Origin of the sequence: Streptomyces hainanensis (genome assembly GCF_004348415.1) — a bacterium.
Lineage (GTDB): Bacteria > Actinomycetota > Actinomycetes > Streptomycetales > Streptomycetaceae > Streptomyces > Streptomyces hainanensis.
This window is the reverse complement of the sequence record NZ_SMKI01000143.1, coordinates 1-15979: the sequence shown is the minus strand read 5'-3', so window position 1 is coordinate 15979 and position 15979 is coordinate 1. Positions and strand designations below refer to the sequence as shown.

Genomic DNA, 15979 nt, shown 5'->3' with positions numbered 1-15979 from the left:
CCGCCCCACTCAACCCCGCACGCACCAGCCGGCGACGCGCGGCCAACACCTCGGCCTCGCAATCACGATCCACACCCATGACCGGACAAGCTAGACACCACCCGCCCCGAGTACCGGGCAACTACCAGATCCCTACCTGCCCTTGATCAAGATTTGGCCCGGAGACCGACTTCCTCAAGGCTCTAACCAGCGAGACTCGCCAGCGGGCGAGGGTACGCTTCGCCAGCGGCGCCGAGTACACGGTGTCGTCGCGATCACGGCCGGGACAATCGCCTCACCCCTGTCCTTTCGGTCAGCCCGGTGGTGCTGCCGGCGCCCGGCCGCGCCGTGGACCTCCAGGTGCGCGTCTCCGTCCCGGTGACTGGGAGCGGGCTGCCGGTCATCCTCCTCTCGCACGGTCTCGGTTTCTCCAACAACCTCTCGTCGCTGAACGGCTACGCCCCGCTCGCGAACTTCTGGGCCGCACGCGGCTTCGTCGTGATCCAGCCCACCCACCTGGACTCCAGGACGCTGAGTCTGGAGCCCGACGCCCCCGGGGCCGTCGCACACTGGCGCACCCGGGCCGAGGACATGACGCGCGTCCTCGACCAGCTCGACGTGATCGAGGATGCCGTCCCCCGGCTCGCCGGCCGCGTCGACCGGAGCCGGGTCGCCGTCGCCGGTCACTCCATGGGCGGGCACACCGCGAGCCTGCTGCTCGGCGCCCGGCTCACCGACCCCCACGACGGAACGACGGTGAACCTGGCCGATCCCCGGATCAGGGCGGGTGTCCTGCTCGCCGCGCCCGGCCGGGGCGGCGACGCCCTCACCGAGTTCACCGTCGAGAACTACCCCTTCTTCCTGACCACCGACTTCTCCACGATGACGACGCCCGCGCTCGTGGTCGCCGGAGACAAGGACGACTCCGCCTTCCTGACGGTCAGCGGCCCGGGTTGGCACACCGACCCCTACGTCCTCTCCCCCGGCCCCAAGTCCCTCCTCACCCTGTTCGACGCGGAACACGGGCTCGGAGGCGTCTCCGGATACGACGTCGCCGAAACCACGGACGAGAACCCCGAGCGGGTCGCCGCCCTCGCCACGCTCACCTGGGCCTACCTGCGCGGGAGTGTCATGAATCAGGTGTGGATCTCCCCGAAGGAGTCACCTGATGAGTACGACGACGGATCGTCGCTCGAGGCGGGAGTGGAACGGGGAGAGGCACTGGAGTCGGCGGTGCTTCTGTTGCTGGAGAAGCTCGGCCCGACCGAGCGAGCGGCCTACGTCCCGCGCGAGGCCTTCGGTTATCCATACGACCGGATCGCCGGCGTTCTCCACCTCACCCAGGCCAACACGCGCCAACTCGTCAGCCGGGCTCGCAAACCTCTGTCCGCCGAAAGGCGTGAACGTGTGAACGAGTTGGAACACCGACGTCTGTTGCGGGCTTCATCACGGCGTCCCGGTCAGGTGAGACCGTCGTCCTTGAGCACCTGCTGGCGGTCGGCGCGGTGCGCCGCCCCGACGGACGCCGTGCCAGGGGCGCCGCGCGGAGGCCGGTGCTCGTTCGCCCCCGTGTCCCTCGTGCGCCGGCGGAATTAACGGGAGCTGGGCGGCGCTCGCGGGTCGAGCAGCCCGACCTGCAAGCCCACTTGGGCTGGAACGACGTGGCGTGGCGGTTGCTGGTGGTGGCTTGGCCGGTGGAGCGGCGGCGGAATGACGCGTTCTGGCTGCCTGTCTTCTTCCGCACCTCGGCCACCGACTGGCTGAGCGAGCACCCGGGCGACGACCGCGAGGGCTGGACCGGGGACGACACCGTCCGCCTGGCCAAGGAACTCCAGGCACACGGCGTCGACCTGCTCGACGTGTCGAGCGGCGGCATGGTGCCCGACGCGAAGGTCCCCACCGCGCCGGGCTACCAGGTGCCGTTCGCCACCCGGGTCCGTGAGGAGGTGGGGCTGCCCACCGGGGCCGTCGGCCTGGTGCGCGAGCTCTAGTGGGCGCACCGTGCCGCCGCGGAGTTCGGTGACAGCACGGTGGGCCCGAGCAGTACGGCGACGCACGTCACCCGCTGAGTGGGCGACGGAGGGGCGTCAGAAGTAGGTGGGCTCGCGCGGGGTGTAGTGCTCTTCCAGGGCCTTGGCCTCGTCATCGGTGAGGTCGCTGTCGAGGAAGAGCGGTCGGCCCTGCTGGTCGGTGGTGGGGTTGGCCTGGCCGCGGCTGGTGCTGCGGTCGCCCCAGGGGCGGGTGACCAGGCCGCCGGCGAGGGGGCTCCACGGGATGGAGCCCACGCCCTGGTGGGCGAGCAGCCCGAACATCTCGCGCTCCTCCTCGGAGGTAGGGGGTAAGCGGGTCGCCCTCGCGGCGCCGGTGTGTTCTGATCAGGTCGCGCGAGATCGCGAGATGGGTCGCCGCGGGGTGCTGTCCACGATCGCACCGCTGGCTCTCGCGGGAGCCGAGATCATAGGGCTGGCGGCAGCGGATGACCGGCACCGATCCGACGGTGCTCAGCGAGCGGGCCAACACCAACGACCTGCTCCACGACGCCATCTCGGGTACTGGCGGCAACCCCCGGCTGCTCGCGGAGATCCGCGCCAACCGGCTGTTCCACTTCAACCGGCGGATCGCCGCCCTCTACAGCGACGCCGACCTCGACACCTCGTCCCGTCAGCACGCGGAACTGATCACCATCGTGTGCACGGGCGACGCCGACTGGGCGGGTGATATCGCCCGCGAGCATGTCGAGTTCTCGCTTCAACTCATCCTCAACAAGCTTTTCTGAAGGAGGCGTTCGAGATGTTACGCGAGCTGAGCGCCGCTGGCGCCCGCAACGTGCCCGACAGGGCCCCGGCGCCCTTCGTGCTGGCTCGCTGCAGGGCTACCTTGATGAGGCTGCGACAAAGGGGGACGCGACCGCGAACTGCTACTACTAGGAGTTGTACGTGCCACTAGTGCTCTGACCGCGTAGGTTCGCCGGGTTGGTGGTCGTGGCGGTTGGATGTGCGGTGACGTCCGACCCGACCACTGGAGGCGCGATGGCTGAGCCGGTCCGTGTGCGCAGACTGACCGACCAGAAGGGGCAGAAGCTGCAGCAGATCGTGCGCCGGAGCAGCACCAGCGCGGTGCGCTACCGGCGCGCGATGATGCTGCTGGCCTCGGCCGGAGGGAACCGGGTGCCGGTGATCGCCCAGTTGGTGCAGGCCGACGAGGACACCGTCCGGGATGTGATCCACCGGTTCAATGAGATCGGCCTCGCATGCCTGGACCCTCGGTGGGCGGGAGGCAGTCCCCGCCTGCTCAAGCCTGACGATGAGGACTTCGTCATCCAGACGGCCACCACCCGCCACACCAAACTCGGCCAGCCCTTCACTCACTGGTCTCTGCGTAAACTCGTCGCCTACCTGCGGAAAGTCCACGGCTGCGTGATCCGCATCGGCCGCGAGGCGTTACGTTGCCTGCTCGCCCGTCGCGGCGTCACCTTCCAGCGCACCAAGACATGGAAGGAATCCCCCGACCCCGACCGCGATGCGAAGCTGGACCGGATCGAGGAGGTCCTGGACCGCTTCCCGGACCGGGTCTTCGCGTTTGACGAGTTCGGCCCCCTCGGGATCCGGCCCACCGCAGGCTCGGGGTGGGCCGAACGGAAACATCCCGACCGCGTGCCGGCCACCTACCACCGCACCCACGGGGTGCGCTACTTCCACGGCTGCTACTCGATTGGCGACGACTGCCTGTGGGGCGTCAACCACCGCAGGAAAGGTGCCGCGAACACGCTGGCCGCACTGAAGTCGATCCGCGCAGCCCGGCCCGACGGTACACCGATCTACGTGATCACGGACAACCTCTCCGCCCACAAGGGCGTCGACATTCGCCGCTGGGCGAAGAAGAACAAGGTCGAGTTGTGCTTCACCCCGACCTACGCCTCGTGGGCGAACCCGATCGAGGCGCACTTCGGACCGCTGCGGCAGTTCACCATCGCCAACTCGAACTATCCCAACCCGGGCCCTGCACGCCTGCCTGCGCTGGCGCAACGCCAACGCCCGCCACCGCGACGTCCTGGCCGCCGAGCGCAGGGAACGCGCCCGCATCCGCAGCGAGAAGGGCATCCGCTGGGGCGGACGCCTCCTCGCAGCAGCAGCCTGACCAAACCCGTGACGCGGCCAGCGCGGCAAGCTGTCTCTCAGCCTTCCCGAGGTTCGGCTGGGCCAGCTGCTCGGGCGCCTGAATCCTTGCGTGCCGAGAGCAGGAACAGGACTGCAGCGGCGGCGCTGAAGCCGAAGCCGACGTTCGTGCAGACCATGACCGTCTCGAATGAGGCGTCGGCGATCCGGGGGATGCCGTTGACGAGCATGAGGGCGTAGATGCAGAGAATGCCGTAGGCGCGAAGCCGTATCCCGGCCTGTCGCTTGCGCAACCACGGCGGTGTCCACCCCGCCAGTATCGCCACCGGCACCGGCAGCATGAGCGCCGTGGACACTGCCAGCGCTATCCAGTGGTACAGCGGATTGCCGTTCACCCCGCCCCCTTCGTAGACGATCACCAGCCTACGGAGGGTTGGCGAGACCCGTCCATGCCGAATACCGCGAGCTTCCGGCGAACCTATCCGGTCAGAGCACTAGCGTTTCGCGACGGCCCACGGGCGGGCGACGTGTAAGTGCCCGGCTTGCGTCGGCATGACAACCCAGCTCCTGGCTGTTCACCGCCTCCCAGTGGGAAGAGTGCCAGGCGGAGTTCTGTCGGCTGGTCGGTAAGAGCCCGCACTGCGCGGAGGACCTGCCGCCGGTAGCGGACGAACTGGACGAGATCCTGGGTGACCTGGAGAAGGTCTTCGCCCGCGGCGACGGCCCGGTCCGATTGAATGGGTCACGGGGAGCTGGTCATCTCGCCGTTGACGGCGGAGGACATCCCATCCGAGGCCGACGCCCTGGGGTTTCCACCCGAAGGCGATCCCACGGTCGCCTTCGATGGGTCCGGATCGCGCGGGACGAGTAGGCCTTGTCGGTCAGGATGATGTCCGGCGTGGTCTTGGGCCGGCCGTTCGGCCAAGGCACTCGCCGGCAGGGCCATGACCTCGGGGCCACTCCGAATGTGGATCAGGCCACCCCGCCCGGTTCCAAGCATGCGTTCTGGTTGCGAATCGAATTCGGCGAGGCTCCGAAGACCTGCACCACCTCGGCATCGACATCCCGTGCCGAACCACGGTCATCCCCCGCTTCATCGACGCCCCCTGCTGCGGCGTCGAGAGCCTGCGCATGTCCACCCGTAGATCATCGCTCACGCTGACAACATGCGAACCTCAACGAACGAGTCTTCGTGATCCTGGACGGGCTGGCTGTGGCGTCGGGGCTCGGCTACGTCCCAGGGCACGGCGGGGCGGTCGGTTTGTCCTTGTCGATAAGCCGGCTGGCTGGGGTGAAGTCGCCCAGCTCGATGGCCAGTAGCGCCCGCACGAAGGAGGACAGGTCAACACTCTTCCGCCTCACCCGGAAGGATCGATAGCCGCCGGGTGTGAACTGGGTTGGGTGCTGGCAGCCCGCTTGCTGGCAAATCTTTCCCGTGAACAGCGAGATCTGCTTGAAAGCGTTGTCCTTGTCTGGGGTCATCTGGGCGTCACAACCGAGGTGATCCAGTGTGATCCGATGATGGGTGTCGGATACCTCGACGGTCAGGCGTCCTCCCCCTGGAGTGATCTGCCGTCCCCGCCGGATAGGACCGTAGGGATGGATGAGCGGTAGTTGTTCTTCCGAGACCTGCAATGCCGGCAGTCCATGAAAGTGAACGTACGGCCGTGCGACCCCTTGGACCACCATCGCCGGCCAGGTTTCCGTCCCTCCGGTGTACCGCCCTCGAGATTTCCGCCCACGGTCATGAGGCCTGCCCTGGGCAAGGTCCAAGTCACCTTGGTTCCTCTCTCTGAACCACTCACGCCACACAGAACACATACCATCCTCCTCTGGTTACTCTCTCGGCGCTGTGAGGCGTTAGGCTACGGGGATCCTTGGTGTTTCGCTCCGCGAGTGGGCTCAACGCCGTCGCCTGCGCTTCCGAGTCGATGCAACGCGTCCGCACCTCCGGGATCATGGTCATGCGGGTGCGGCGACCTATCTGAAGAGTGGCGGGCGAGGTGCTTGAGATGCATTCCATGCGACAAGTCGATCCCCGCTGAAGTTCGTCGTGCCCGCTGGGCGACGCGGAGATCGGATGGCGCATCATCTGGCGCGCAGGCCCTCACGGGTGAATCGAACAGGAGAAGTTCACCTGGATGAGTGGCGGGCGCGGACGGAGACCGGCGACAAGTGCTCGCCGTGGACCTCGAGTGTGAAGGAACACCATCCGCGGCGGCAGCTCCCGGACCGCCGCTGGCGAGGGCATGTGAGCTGATCGAGCGGACGACTCCGCGAGCCGGCCCCTCGGCTCCCGCGAGCAGAGCTAGTGCATCGGCCCCTACCACCCAGCCGGCCCTCGAGCCGAAGGCCCGCAGCACCAGGTCGCGGGCGTCTCCGCCTCACCTCCCACGCCACATGTCCTACATGTGAATAAGTGGGCCACTTCTCGCGGAACTGACCATAACTGCGGGTATATGTGCGGCAGTATGAGAGCATGGCAACAGCAGCGGACAGCCCACGGAGTGACTTCGTCGGTGAGGAGTCAACGCTCGATGCAGTTTCTGAGGTTTTGGGCACCGATCCGTCGATCGGCGAGATGCAGATCCCTTCTCGTCCGGATTCACTCCGGCTAGCTAGAGAGTTGACGCGCGAATGTCTCGACGTCCACTGGTTGCTGCCTGTTGAGCTCACGGAGAATGCGGTACTGCTGGTTTCCGAGCTTGTCGGCAACGCGATCCAGCACACCGGGGCCCCCGTCTTCGGCCTGCGGATCCGTGGCCGTCGCGGCTGGATTCGCATTGAGGTCATGGATCCTTCTCGGGCCCTGCCATGCATGCTGCCGGTCCGACGGGCGGATGCCGTAAACGGCTGGGGTGTTTTTCTTATCGGTGCCCTGGCCGACCGGTGGGGTGCCGATATCCTGCCATGGGGAAAATCGGTTTGGTTCGAAATGCGGATTGCCACGCACGTAAGGCATCATCTTGCCTGCGGCCCATCAGATTGCGGCGGGGCGTAGCCTCGTGGCGATCTCGGGCGTCGTATCACACCGTCTGAGCGCAGATGATCCAACATCTCGACCGGCAGGACACCCAGCAAGTGCGCGGAGCAGGGGGCGCCGTAACCGCAACCGAGTGCCACCAGGTTTCTCCGGGTCTCCCTCATACCACCGCTCGGCAACAATGAACCGCCCCACAATCTCGCACACCAGGGCAGCGGTAACGGAGGCCAGGTCGGCGCTGGGCTGACGGCGAATCGCGTGTCATCCAATGCCGTGCGCCCGCGAACACTGGGCCGCTTGGAGGGTCTAGTTGACCGAGGGAGCCGTTAGGCTGGGTGATCATACGTGTGCGTCGCGTCGACATGGGTGGGTGGCTACGATGATTGATCCGCTGTCACTGGAGGTCGTCGGCACTGCCGTGACCGCTGCGGCCGGCTCTGCGGGATCCGAGGCTGGCCGGCAGGCATGGACTTCCCTCGCGTCCCTGGTACGCAGGGCGTTCGGCCGGGGGAGTGATGAAGAGCCCGCCGTTTCGGGGTTGCCATTGGATCCGGGCGACGAGGAGCAGATTCGTTCGCTGACGGCCCTGGTCTTCGGACGCGCATACCAGGACCAGGAGTTCGCCGAGGCCTTCGCGGAGTGGCGACGGAGCAACGAGGCCGTACTGGGGGCGTCGTCGGTTACCGTGCGGAACACGGTGACGGGCGGGGCACGGGTCCAGAACCTGGTGCAGGGGCAGAACATCACGTGGAACGCCAAGTAGGCCGAGCCGGCCGCCCGTCCATCGTCTGCGAGCCGGAGGTGCCGTGAGCCAGGGCGCAAGTGGGGAACGGCCCGCCAAGCCGCGTGAGAGCCGGGTGCGCAACGAGGTCTCGCACGTCTTCGCGCACACCGTCATCCAGGCGGGCGGGAACGTGGAGTTCCACGCTCAGCAGGCCGTCGTCGCGCCCCCTCGCCGACCGGCCCAGGTGCCGCCGAGCACGCCGTGGTGGGTGGACCGAGTCCGATCGCTCAACGAGTGGCGCGCTTTGCTGGGCTCGACCGAGTGGGCCGGCGTTTCGGTGTCCGTGTTGAGCGGGATGCGTGGGGTGGGCAAGAGCGCGCTCGCGAGCCGGATGGCCGAGGAAGCGGGCGACCGCTTCCCCGGTGGGCAGATCTACGTGAACCTGGCGGACTGGCGCGACCACCGGGGACGGGTGGACGTCTCCGGTGCCCTGCGCGCCTGTCTCCGCTCGCTCGGCATCATGGATGCCCACCTGCCTCCCTCGTTGCCAGAGCTGCGCAATGACTTCCGCAGCATGACGGCCACGGCGGCGGTGCTGGTCGTGCTGGACGAGGTGACGGAGCCGGCACAGGTCGACCCCTTCGTACCCGCGGCTCGCGGAAGCATCGTGCTGGCGGTCAGCAGCGGAACGCTCCGTGAACTCGTCGTGGAGGGGGCGCGACTGGTGCGGGTGGAGCCACTGGACGCGCCGAGCGCGGTGGGGCTGCTCGTGGCCCGCTGCGGTCAGCGGGTGCTCGGGGAAGAGAGAGCGGCGGCCGAGCAGTTGATCGAGTGGTGCGGTCGTCTACCGTTGGCACTGGACGTAATCGCCGGTCGGCTCGCACTCCATCCCGAGGAGGGACTGCGCGACCTCGTCGGGGAACTTACCGACGAGTCCCGCCGGCTCGACGGCTTCTCATCGGGGAGGAACGACGCCTTGCCCGCTGCCCTGACTCTCGTCTACCGCGATTTACCACCGGACTGCCGCCGGCTCTTCCGCGGTCTCGGGTACTTCCCGGGACCGGAATTCGACGCGCACATCGCCGCCGCGGTGCTGGGAGACGCGCCGCCCCAGTCCGCGCGGCGTGTGCTGCGCACCCTCGACGAGGCCAACCTGATCACGGCCGTCGCCTCTGGCAGGTACCGGCTGCACGAGCTGGTGCGCCTGTTTGCCCAAGCCAGAGCCGCCGAATCCGCCGAGGATGAGCGCCGCGGCGTTGCGCGACGCCTCATCGAGTACTTCACTGTGCGCGCGGCCTGCGCCGACCGGGCGATCATGGGCGACCGGCTGCGCGTCACCTCACACGAGCGACTGCTCGCCGGAGTGCCCGACCCCTTCGACGGCGAGGACGGCAAGCGCGCCGCCCTTGAGTGGCTGCGGACGCAGCGGGCAAACGCCCTGGCAGTGCTGAGGCAGGCCGTCGATCACGAGCTGTGGACCCCAGCCTGGCAGCTCGCCGAATCGTTGACGGCGCTGTACCTGAACGAGCGCTATGTCCGCGACTGGATCACCACCGCGGAATTGGGCATCGAGGCGGCTGTACGAGGCGAGGACAAGGAGGCCGAGGCCCGCCTGAGGTGCCTGTACTCGCGCCCGCTGCTCGACGAGGGCCGCGTCGAACAGGCCCGTGCGGAGCTGCGGATCGCCGTGGCGCGCGCGGCGGAGACCGACAACGTGCTCCTGCGCGCCTCAGCGGCCGAGTTCCTGGGGCGCGCTTGGGAGAGGGAGGACACGGCCCGAGCGATCGAACTGTTCGCGGAGGCCGCGCGGTTGAGCGAGGAGGCGGACGCACCTCGCGGTGTCGCGCTCGCCCTCTACTTCACGGGCTGCGCCGAGAGCATCCGCGAGCGCCCGGAAGCGGCCGTCGGGTATCTGACCCACGCACTCGGGCGTTTCATGGACCGGGAAACGCGATCCTATGACCGGCGCATGGCCGGCCGTAGCCTGGTAGCGCTCGGCGAGGCACAGCGCGCGAGAGGGCGTCCCGACGAGGCCACGGCCCGGCTCGTCGAGGGCGCGCGCCTCCTCCAGAAGACGGGTGCGACGCATTACGAGCTGCCCGCACGCCGACTCCTGGTGGAGATCGCGGAGGCCGACGGGGACCTTGACGCCCAACGCCGCCATCTTGAGCGGGTGGTCGCCATCCTTACCGCAGGTGGCAGCCCCGAGGCCGCGGTCGCCCGCGCTCGACTCGACACGTTGTCCCAGGCGCCCTGAGCGATAGCCATCGGGTCACGGGGGTGGCCAGGCGCTCAGGGTGACCTCGGTCGACCAGCGGCCGGCCCGCAGTTCGAAGCGGCCCGCCATGGGAAGGCGGGAGCGGAGGCAGGCGTAACCTACCGCCGACAGCAGTCGAGGCGGAACGGGCCCGTCCGCCGGGCGGGCCGTCACCCACCGGCCGTCGCGGGCGGCCAGCAGGGCCCCGTCAGGTACGGCGGCGGCGGCGATCCGGCACCCCGGGTAGGCGCGCAGCAACTCTTCTACCTGCCGCGATGCCTCCCCGACCGACCCGACGCTGCCCTCGCACGTCACGATGGACGCGCTCTCCGCCCACGCAGGGTCGAGATCGTTGCTGTCGGCCGCGAGGCAGCTGAAGGACCGGTCCGACTCGTCACGGTCCGGAGCCACGACCGCGGGGTAGCGCCGAATCTCGACCACCCACTTGCCAGCCGCGTGCGCCAGGCTGCCGTTCACCACCTCGGCCATGCTGTCCCGTCGCTCCAGCACCGGGTCGGGGAAGGCGACGGCCCCACGCACCGGCGATCGCGGCTCGTCCAGCCGCAACAGTTGGTAGGCGGCGGCCCGCAGCCGGGCCACCGTGGACCCCGGACTCCAGAAGGTCCGCTCGACGATCTCCCGGTAGCGCTCCGGGCGGTGACGCTCCAGCTCCTCCTCTATCTGTTCCAGCAGCCCCTTGTCATGATCCAGCATGGGCACAAGCTCGCCGAGCAGGGCCATGGCGGTGTCGGGCACCGACTCCGTGCCGAAGGAACCCAGGAGGAGAGGTGTCCCCAAGGAGGCGGCGTACAGGGAGAGGGAGCCGTGGTCTCCGATGACGAGATCCGCAGCGGTGAGCATCGCCTGCCAACCGGCATGGGGCGGAACGAGCAGCAGACCAGCTTCCAGAGCGTTGCGCTGTAGCGTCCTGACCTGCCACGGGCTGTGGCCGAACCACACGTTGGGGTGCAAGATCGCGGCCACCCGGTAGCCGTCAAGCGGGAGTTCGGCAAGGAGCCGGCGAGGAAGCCCCGGATGCCGACCGATGAGCGACTGGCTGCCCCAGGTAGACGCGACGACCACCAGGCGCTGGCCTCGGCGCTCGTCGATGCCAAGGGAATGGCGGTATCGACTGCGCGCCGAGCGGCTGACCAGGAGCCGATCGTGGCACGGGTCGCCGATGAGCAGACCGCGACCGGCGAGGTCGGGACGTACTGCGGCCAACTGCTCCGCCTGCGCGGGATGCGAGACGGCATACCAGGAGCGTTCGGCCTCCAGCAGGCTCGGCGGCACCACACCGGACAGCCGCCGCCCCTCGCCGCGCGCGTCGGGGACCATCTTGTGAAACCCGATGCCGTGCGGCAAGACGAGTACGGGGGCATCGGTGACGTCGAAACGGGCGTTCTCCGTGGTTGTGATCACCAGATCGCACGGGACATCAACGGCCGGGGGCCAGGGGACGACCCGCGTCGCGCTCGACTGGAGCAGACCGGCGACACCGTCGCGAAACGCCGAGGTGGGATCGTGCCCGAACATCACCTCCACCCGCGGATCGCCGTCGAAGACAGCCGGTAGCACCTCCAGCAGGCGCGTCGTGGCAGTGACCGTTCGCGCCACTGCCAGCACTGTGCGCTCGACGGGGAACGTTCGCCAGAGCCTAGCGACGACATCTGAGGGAGGCGCGGGGAGAGGGCTATCGCTCACGCCGCCCCCGATAGCGGCGTAAGGTCACCGGCTTCCGGCTTCCGGCTTCCGGCTTCCGGCTTCCGGCTTCCGGCTTCCGGCTTCCGGCTTCCGGCTTCCGGCTTCCGGCTTCCGGCTTCCGGCTTCCGGCTTCCGGCTTCCGGCTTCCGGCTTCCGGCTTGAGTATCATATGTGCGCATAAGGGGCAATAGGCTCTCTGATTGCTTCTGTAGTCGCTCAAGCTGCGGACAGGGTAAAGCTACGTGTGCCAGGCGAGCCCCGCCTACTGGCCATTTTGGAAGTGGGCCCCGCAGGCGTACTGCCATCTGCCGGCCGTCCGTGGACGGATCGGCCACCGTCCACCGATGGAAACAGGGTGGTCTTGCCGCAGATGGTCGTGTCGGTGATCCCGCCGACCACCATGTGCCGTCCGCCGCGCTCGGGCGGTTTGTCGACGACCTCGCCGAGCTGCCGGTGCGGGAGGCCCTGGCCCGGCATGTGCAGCCGCCGCCGCGCGACGAGTTGGCCGAGCTGCGCGGCTGGATCGACACCTGCTACGACCCCCACCGTCGAGGGGATCGTCCTCCGGCTGCGCGCGCACGGGGACCCGGCGGCGCGGCGAACCGCCGAGACGCTGCTCACCAGGTCGCCCACCGCGCTGAAGGTCACGCTGGCCGCGCTGCGCCGCGCCCGGCGACTCGGCCCGCTCGAACGCGTCCTCGACCAGGAGTACCGGGTCTCCTGCGCGCTGCTCGCCAGCCCTGACCTGGTCGAGGGCATCCGCGCCCAGGTCATCGGCAAGGACCGCCGGCCGCGCTGGTCACCGGCCACCCTCGCGGAGGTCACCGACGGGGACGTGGAGGCCTTCTTCGACCCGCTCGGCGCGCGCGAACTCGGGCTCGCCGGGACCGACTCCGTCGTGGAGGTGGCCTGGTGGGCGGGGACCGTCGCGTTCTTCGGACTCGGGAACATGGGCGGCCCGATGGCCGCCAACCTGGTCGGGGCAGGGCACCGGGTGTCGGGGCACGACCTCGTGGCCGCCGCCCTCGACCGGGCCGCCACGGCGGGGGTGCGGCCCGCGGCGTCCGCCGCCGGGGCCGTCGCGGACGCCGAGGTCGTCATCATGATGCTGCCCGCCGGGCGCGAAGTGCTCGGCCTCTACGACGAGGTCCTGGGCGCCGCCCGGCCCGGCACGCTCTTCGTCGACTGCTCGACGATCGACGTCGCCGACGCCCGCGCCGCCCACGACCTGGCCGCGGCGGCCGGGATGCGGGCGCTCGACGCGCCCGTCTCGGGCGGGGTGGTCGGTGCCGAGGCCGCCACGCTGACCTTCATGGTGGGCGGCGGAACGGAGGAGTTCGAGGAGGCCCGCACCACGATCCGTGTCGAACGGGTGGGCCGCGCCGCGCTGATCACCCTCGACCGGCCAAGGGCGCTCAACGCGCTGAATCTCCAGGTCATGAACGAGGTCGTGGCCGCCACCGAGGCCCTGGACCGGGACCCGGAGTGCGGGTGCGTCGTGATCACCGGGTCGGCCAAGGCGTTCGCCGCCGGGGCCGACATCAAGGAGATGCGGTCGCGGGACTACCTGGACATGTACCTCGCCGACTGGTTCGCGGCCTGGGACCGGCTGGGGCAGCTGCGCACGCCGACCGTCGCCGCCGTCGCGGGGTACGCGCTTGGCGGCTGCGAGTTGGCGATGCTCTGCGACGTCCTGCTGGCCGCCGACACCGCCGTCTTCGGCCAACCCGAGATCACCCTCGGGGTGATTCCCGGCATCGGCGGCTCCCAGGGGCTGACCAGGGCGGTGGGCAAGGCCAAGGCCATGGAGATGTGCCTGACCGGGCGCACCATGGACGCGGCCGAGGCAGAACGAGCCGGGCTCGTCTCCCGTGTGGTGCCCGCAGACGAACTGCTCGGCGAGGCGCTCGCGGTCGCCGAGACGGTGGCCGGCATGTCGCTGCCGGCCGTCATGATGGCGAAGGAGGCGGTCGCGCGGGCCTTCGAGACGACGCTCGCCGAGGGCGTCCGCTTCGAACGCCGCCTCTTCCACGCGGTGTTCGCGACCGCCGACCAGAAGGAGGGCATGGCGGCCTTCGTCGAGAAGCGGCCGCCCGCGTTCCGCCACCGCTGAGTCCCGGAGACGGCGGCGGCGACGGAGACGGGCCCGCTCACGCGTGGCCCGTCTCCACCGGGTAGGGCACCTGGGTGCGTCGGTCGGGGTCGATGGCCAGGCGGCCGCCGGCCGGCGGCTTGGCGCGCTGGCGATCGATCTCCACGTCCGTCCAGTGCCGCAGGACGCCCTCGATCATCGCGGCGACCTCCGCAGCCGGCGACCGATGACCCGACGTGCAACCCACCACGTTCCGACAACCCCCATCCAGGAAGCCATGACCACCCCGACCACGCTCGATGACCGGTTCCGGCGCCTGCTCCTCGGCGACGATCTGCCCACCGTCGACCTCGACATCGACGACGGCGACCACACCTGGTTGGTCACCGACACCGACCGCTACGCCGACAGCCAGACCGAATACGTCGCCTCCTGCACCACCCTCCACGACGCGCTCCTGGAGGGCCGCCGCGTCGTCGCCGACGCGCTCGCCTCCCAGTGGGTGAGCCTGCCCGAAGCCGCGGTCGAAGTCGCCGTCACGGATGAAGCCGAGCACGTTGAGGCCTTCGTCGGCGACCGCGGTTATCTAGGGGTGGTCAGGTAAACCTCCCGGTAGATCGCTATGTGCTGCGTTTGTCACGTTGGGCATGTTCTTTCGGCGTGCGGGTTACGACGGAACGCGGGCAGTACCGATCCCGGATTGCTGCGGCCGCCGGAGGAGATGTCGTGCTGCGGATCATCGCCTCTGCGCGCTCCTCCCGATGTCAGTGGGAAGCACGCATACTGCGTGGTATGGCGACTTACAACAGCATCGGTGCGACCTACGCTTACACCCGGCGGCCGGACCCTCGAATCGCCGCCAAGATCCATCAGGCCCTGGGTGGTGCTGCCACCGTGATCAACGTGGGAGCCGGCACCGGCTCCTATGAGCCGCCACAAACGGTGCTGGCTGTCGAACCCAGCGCAGTGATGATCGCCCAGCGTCCGGCCCGATCCGCGCGGGCTCTGGAAGCATCCGCGGAGTCGATCCCTCTCGCCGATGACTCGACCGATGCGGTGATGGCCCTCCTGACCGTGCACCACTGGAGCGACCTGGAAGCCGGCATTGAGGAACTCCGCCGCATCGCCCGGCAACGGATCGTCATCTTCACCTTCGACCCCGACATCAATCACAGGTTCTGGCTGCTGGACGAGTACCTGCCCGAGGCAGCCGCGTTCGACGACACACGAGCCGTCGGCCTCGACCGCCTGGTCAGGCTGCTGGGAGGCGCCCGCGTCGAGACCGTCCCCATCCCGCACGACTGCACCGACGGATTCCTCGCCGCATTCTGGCGCCGACCCGAGGCGTACCTCGATCCGGAAGTCCGGGCGGGTATCTCGATGTTCGCCCAGATCAGCGACGACGTCATCCGGCCGGGCCTGGCCCGGCTGTCCGACGACTTGTCTTCCGGCCGGTGGCACCAACGCCATGCCGACCTGCTCGACCGCGAAGCCCTCGATGCCGGCTACCGGCTTGTCGTAGCCGACCTGTAAACCAGGGGCACCTTTTGACCGCACACTCAAACGGTGGCTGTGAGCAATGCGACAAGCCACTTGGCCTGCAAAATCACTCAGTGCTGGGCGATGCATTCTCCGCGCGGATCATTCTCCGGAGGCTGGTGCGAGCAGCTGCGAGGTCATCTTCGAGCTCACTGACTCGACCTTCCAGAAGCGCTTTCTCCCCCATGGCTTGGTGGAGGCGGCCTTCGAGGTCTGCGGTGGTCTGGGTCAACTCCTGGACGCGTGTGACGAGGTCCTGGGAGTTGGCCTGGTCGAGTTGATGTCCGAGGTGAAGGCGGGCCGCGTGCCGCAGCTGGTCGCGCTCGGCCCGTAGCTTCGCGATCTCTTCTCGGGCGAGTTCGAGGTCTGTGGCCAGGCTTGCCGAACTGGTCCGCGTGACGTGCTCGGGCCGCCGTGGGCTGGGGGTCTGGTTCTGGACGGCGGCGTCGATGTGCTCACGTACGCCGTCGGCGTAGCCGATGGCGACCATCCCGTGACACCCCCCCCGCCGCCCCGCCCGCCGAAGCGGCGACGGCCGGGTACCAGGCGCCCGGCTCGGCCCGCTCGGCCGCGTCGAGGCCCAGGC

Annotated in this window: 14 protein-coding genes and 4 pseudogenes; 12 read left to right on the top strand and 6 right to left on the bottom strand. The window is 68.9% G+C overall.

What is annotated here, in order from left to right; genetic code table 11:
• Positions 1-300: 300 nt before the first annotated feature.
• The 3 genes and pseudogenes from E1283_RS38785 to E1283_RS15415 form a co-directional block, all read left to right on the top strand.
• Positions 301-1107, top strand: a pseudogene (locus tag E1283_RS38785) (alpha/beta hydrolase family protein); the annotation flags it as partial.
• Between the two features lie 3 nt (positions 1108-1110).
• Positions 1111-1575, top strand: coding sequence for a sigma factor-like helix-turn-helix DNA-binding protein (locus tag E1283_RS38780; protein WP_243744860.1), 465 nt, complete (start codon positions 1111-1113; stop codon positions 1573-1575).
• 92 nt (positions 1576-1667) lie between these two features.
• Positions 1668-1964, top strand: a pseudogene (locus tag E1283_RS15415) (NADH:flavin oxidoreductase/NADH oxidase); the annotation flags it as partial.
• A gap of 102 nt (positions 1965-2066) precedes the next feature.
• On the opposite strand, the gene E1283_RS39850 reads toward E1283_RS15415, so the two are convergent.
• On the bottom strand, positions 2067-2291 hold the full coding sequence (locus tag E1283_RS39850) for a hypothetical protein (protein WP_207930411.1): 225 nt from the start codon (positions 2289-2291) through the stop codon (positions 2067-2069).
• A gap of 164 nt (positions 2292-2455) precedes the next feature.
• Here E1283_RS39850 and E1283_RS15405 point away from each other — a divergent pair, with 164 nt between their 5' ends.
• Both E1283_RS15405 and E1283_RS15400 read left to right on the top strand, forming a co-directional pair.
• On the top strand, positions 2456-2755 hold the full coding sequence (locus E1283_RS15405; RefSeq protein ID WP_132818604.1) for an FCD domain-containing protein: 300 nt from the start codon (positions 2456-2458) through the stop codon (positions 2753-2755).
• A 253-nt stretch (positions 2756-3008) separates the two neighbouring features.
• Positions 3009-4116 (top strand): annotated as a pseudogene (locus tag E1283_RS15400) (IS630 family transposase).
• Positions 4117-4153: 37 nt separating this feature from the next.
• Here E1283_RS15400 and E1283_RS38135 read toward each other — a convergent pair.
• A complete protein-coding gene (locus E1283_RS38135) occupies positions 4154-4513 on the bottom strand; it encodes a hypothetical protein (protein ID WP_207930410.1) in 360 nt (119 codons plus the stop codon).
• Between the two features lie 811 nt (positions 4514-5324).
• The gene (locus tag E1283_RS38770; RefSeq protein ID WP_243744858.1) at positions 5325-5783 is read right to left on the bottom strand and encodes a DUF6420 family protein; all 459 of its coding nucleotides are present in this window, start codon (positions 5781-5783) and stop codon (positions 5325-5327) included.
• A gap of 790 nt (positions 5784-6573) precedes the next feature.
• Here E1283_RS38770 and E1283_RS15390 point away from each other — a divergent pair.
• The 3 genes from E1283_RS15390 (at position 6574) to E1283_RS15380 (ending at position 10058) form a co-directional block, all read left to right on the top strand.
• Positions 6574-7095 carry an ATP-binding protein gene (locus tag E1283_RS15390; RefSeq protein WP_132818603.1) on the top strand — a complete coding sequence of 174 codons (522 nt, stop codon included), beginning with the start codon at positions 6574-6576 and terminating at the stop codon, positions 7093-7095.
• Between the two features lie 361 nt (positions 7096-7456).
• Positions 7457-7840: a hypothetical protein gene (locus E1283_RS15385; protein ID WP_132818602.1), complete on the top strand. Its 384-nt coding sequence runs from the start codon at positions 7457-7459 to the stop codon at positions 7838-7840.
• A 94-nt stretch (positions 7841-7934) separates the two neighbouring features.
• Positions 7935-10058 carry an ATP-binding protein gene (locus E1283_RS15380; RefSeq protein ID WP_132818601.1) on the top strand — a complete coding sequence of 708 codons (2124 nt, stop codon included), beginning with the start codon at positions 7935-7937 and terminating at the stop codon, positions 10056-10058.
• A gap of 15 nt (positions 10059-10073) precedes the next feature.
• On the opposite strand, the gene E1283_RS15375 is transcribed toward E1283_RS15380, so the two are convergent.
• Complete coding sequence (locus tag E1283_RS15375; protein ID WP_132818600.1) at positions 10074-11675, bottom strand: hypothetical protein; 1602 nt, start codon at positions 11673-11675, stop codon at positions 10074-10076.
• Between the two features lie 450 nt (positions 11676-12125).
• On the opposite strand from E1283_RS15375, the pseudogene E1283_RS15365 reads away from it, so the two are divergent.
• Together E1283_RS15365 and E1283_RS39445 are read left to right on the top strand one after the other, a co-directional pair.
• Positions 12126-12675: pseudogene (locus E1283_RS15365) on the top strand (enoyl-CoA hydratase/isomerase family protein); the annotation flags it as partial.
• Complete coding sequence (locus tag E1283_RS39445; protein ID WP_279571257.1) at positions 12661-13875, top strand: enoyl-CoA hydratase; 1215 nt, start codon at positions 12661-12663, stop codon at positions 13873-13875. The pseudogene E1283_RS15365 and the gene E1283_RS39445, both read left to right, overlap by 15 nt.
• Before the next feature lie 37 nt (positions 13876-13912).
• Here the strand turns inward: E1283_RS39445 and E1283_RS37290 are convergent, their stop codons facing one another.
• A complete protein-coding gene (locus tag E1283_RS37290; protein ID WP_207930413.1) occupies positions 13913-14053 on the bottom strand; it encodes a hypothetical protein in 141 nt (46 codons plus the stop codon).
• Between the two features lie 78 nt (positions 14054-14131).
• Here E1283_RS37290 and E1283_RS15355 point away from each other — a divergent pair, with 78 nt between their 5' ends.
• Both E1283_RS15355 and E1283_RS15350 read left to right on the top strand, forming a co-directional pair.
• Positions 14132-14458, top strand: coding sequence for a hypothetical protein (locus E1283_RS15355; protein WP_132818599.1), 327 nt, complete (start codon positions 14132-14134; stop codon positions 14456-14458).
• A gap of 188 nt (positions 14459-14646) precedes the next feature.
• Entirely contained in the window at positions 14647-15387 is a 741-nt protein-coding gene (locus tag E1283_RS15350) for a class I SAM-dependent methyltransferase (RefSeq protein ID WP_132818598.1), read from the top strand.
• Between the two features lie 73 nt (positions 15388-15460).
• On the opposite strand, the gene E1283_RS15345 is transcribed toward E1283_RS15350, so the two are convergent.
• Positions 15461-15883, bottom strand: a complete 423-nt coding sequence (locus tag E1283_RS15345) for a hypothetical protein (protein WP_132818597.1) — start codon at positions 15881-15883, stop codon at positions 15461-15463.
• Between the last annotated feature and the right edge of the window lie 96 nt (positions 15884-15979).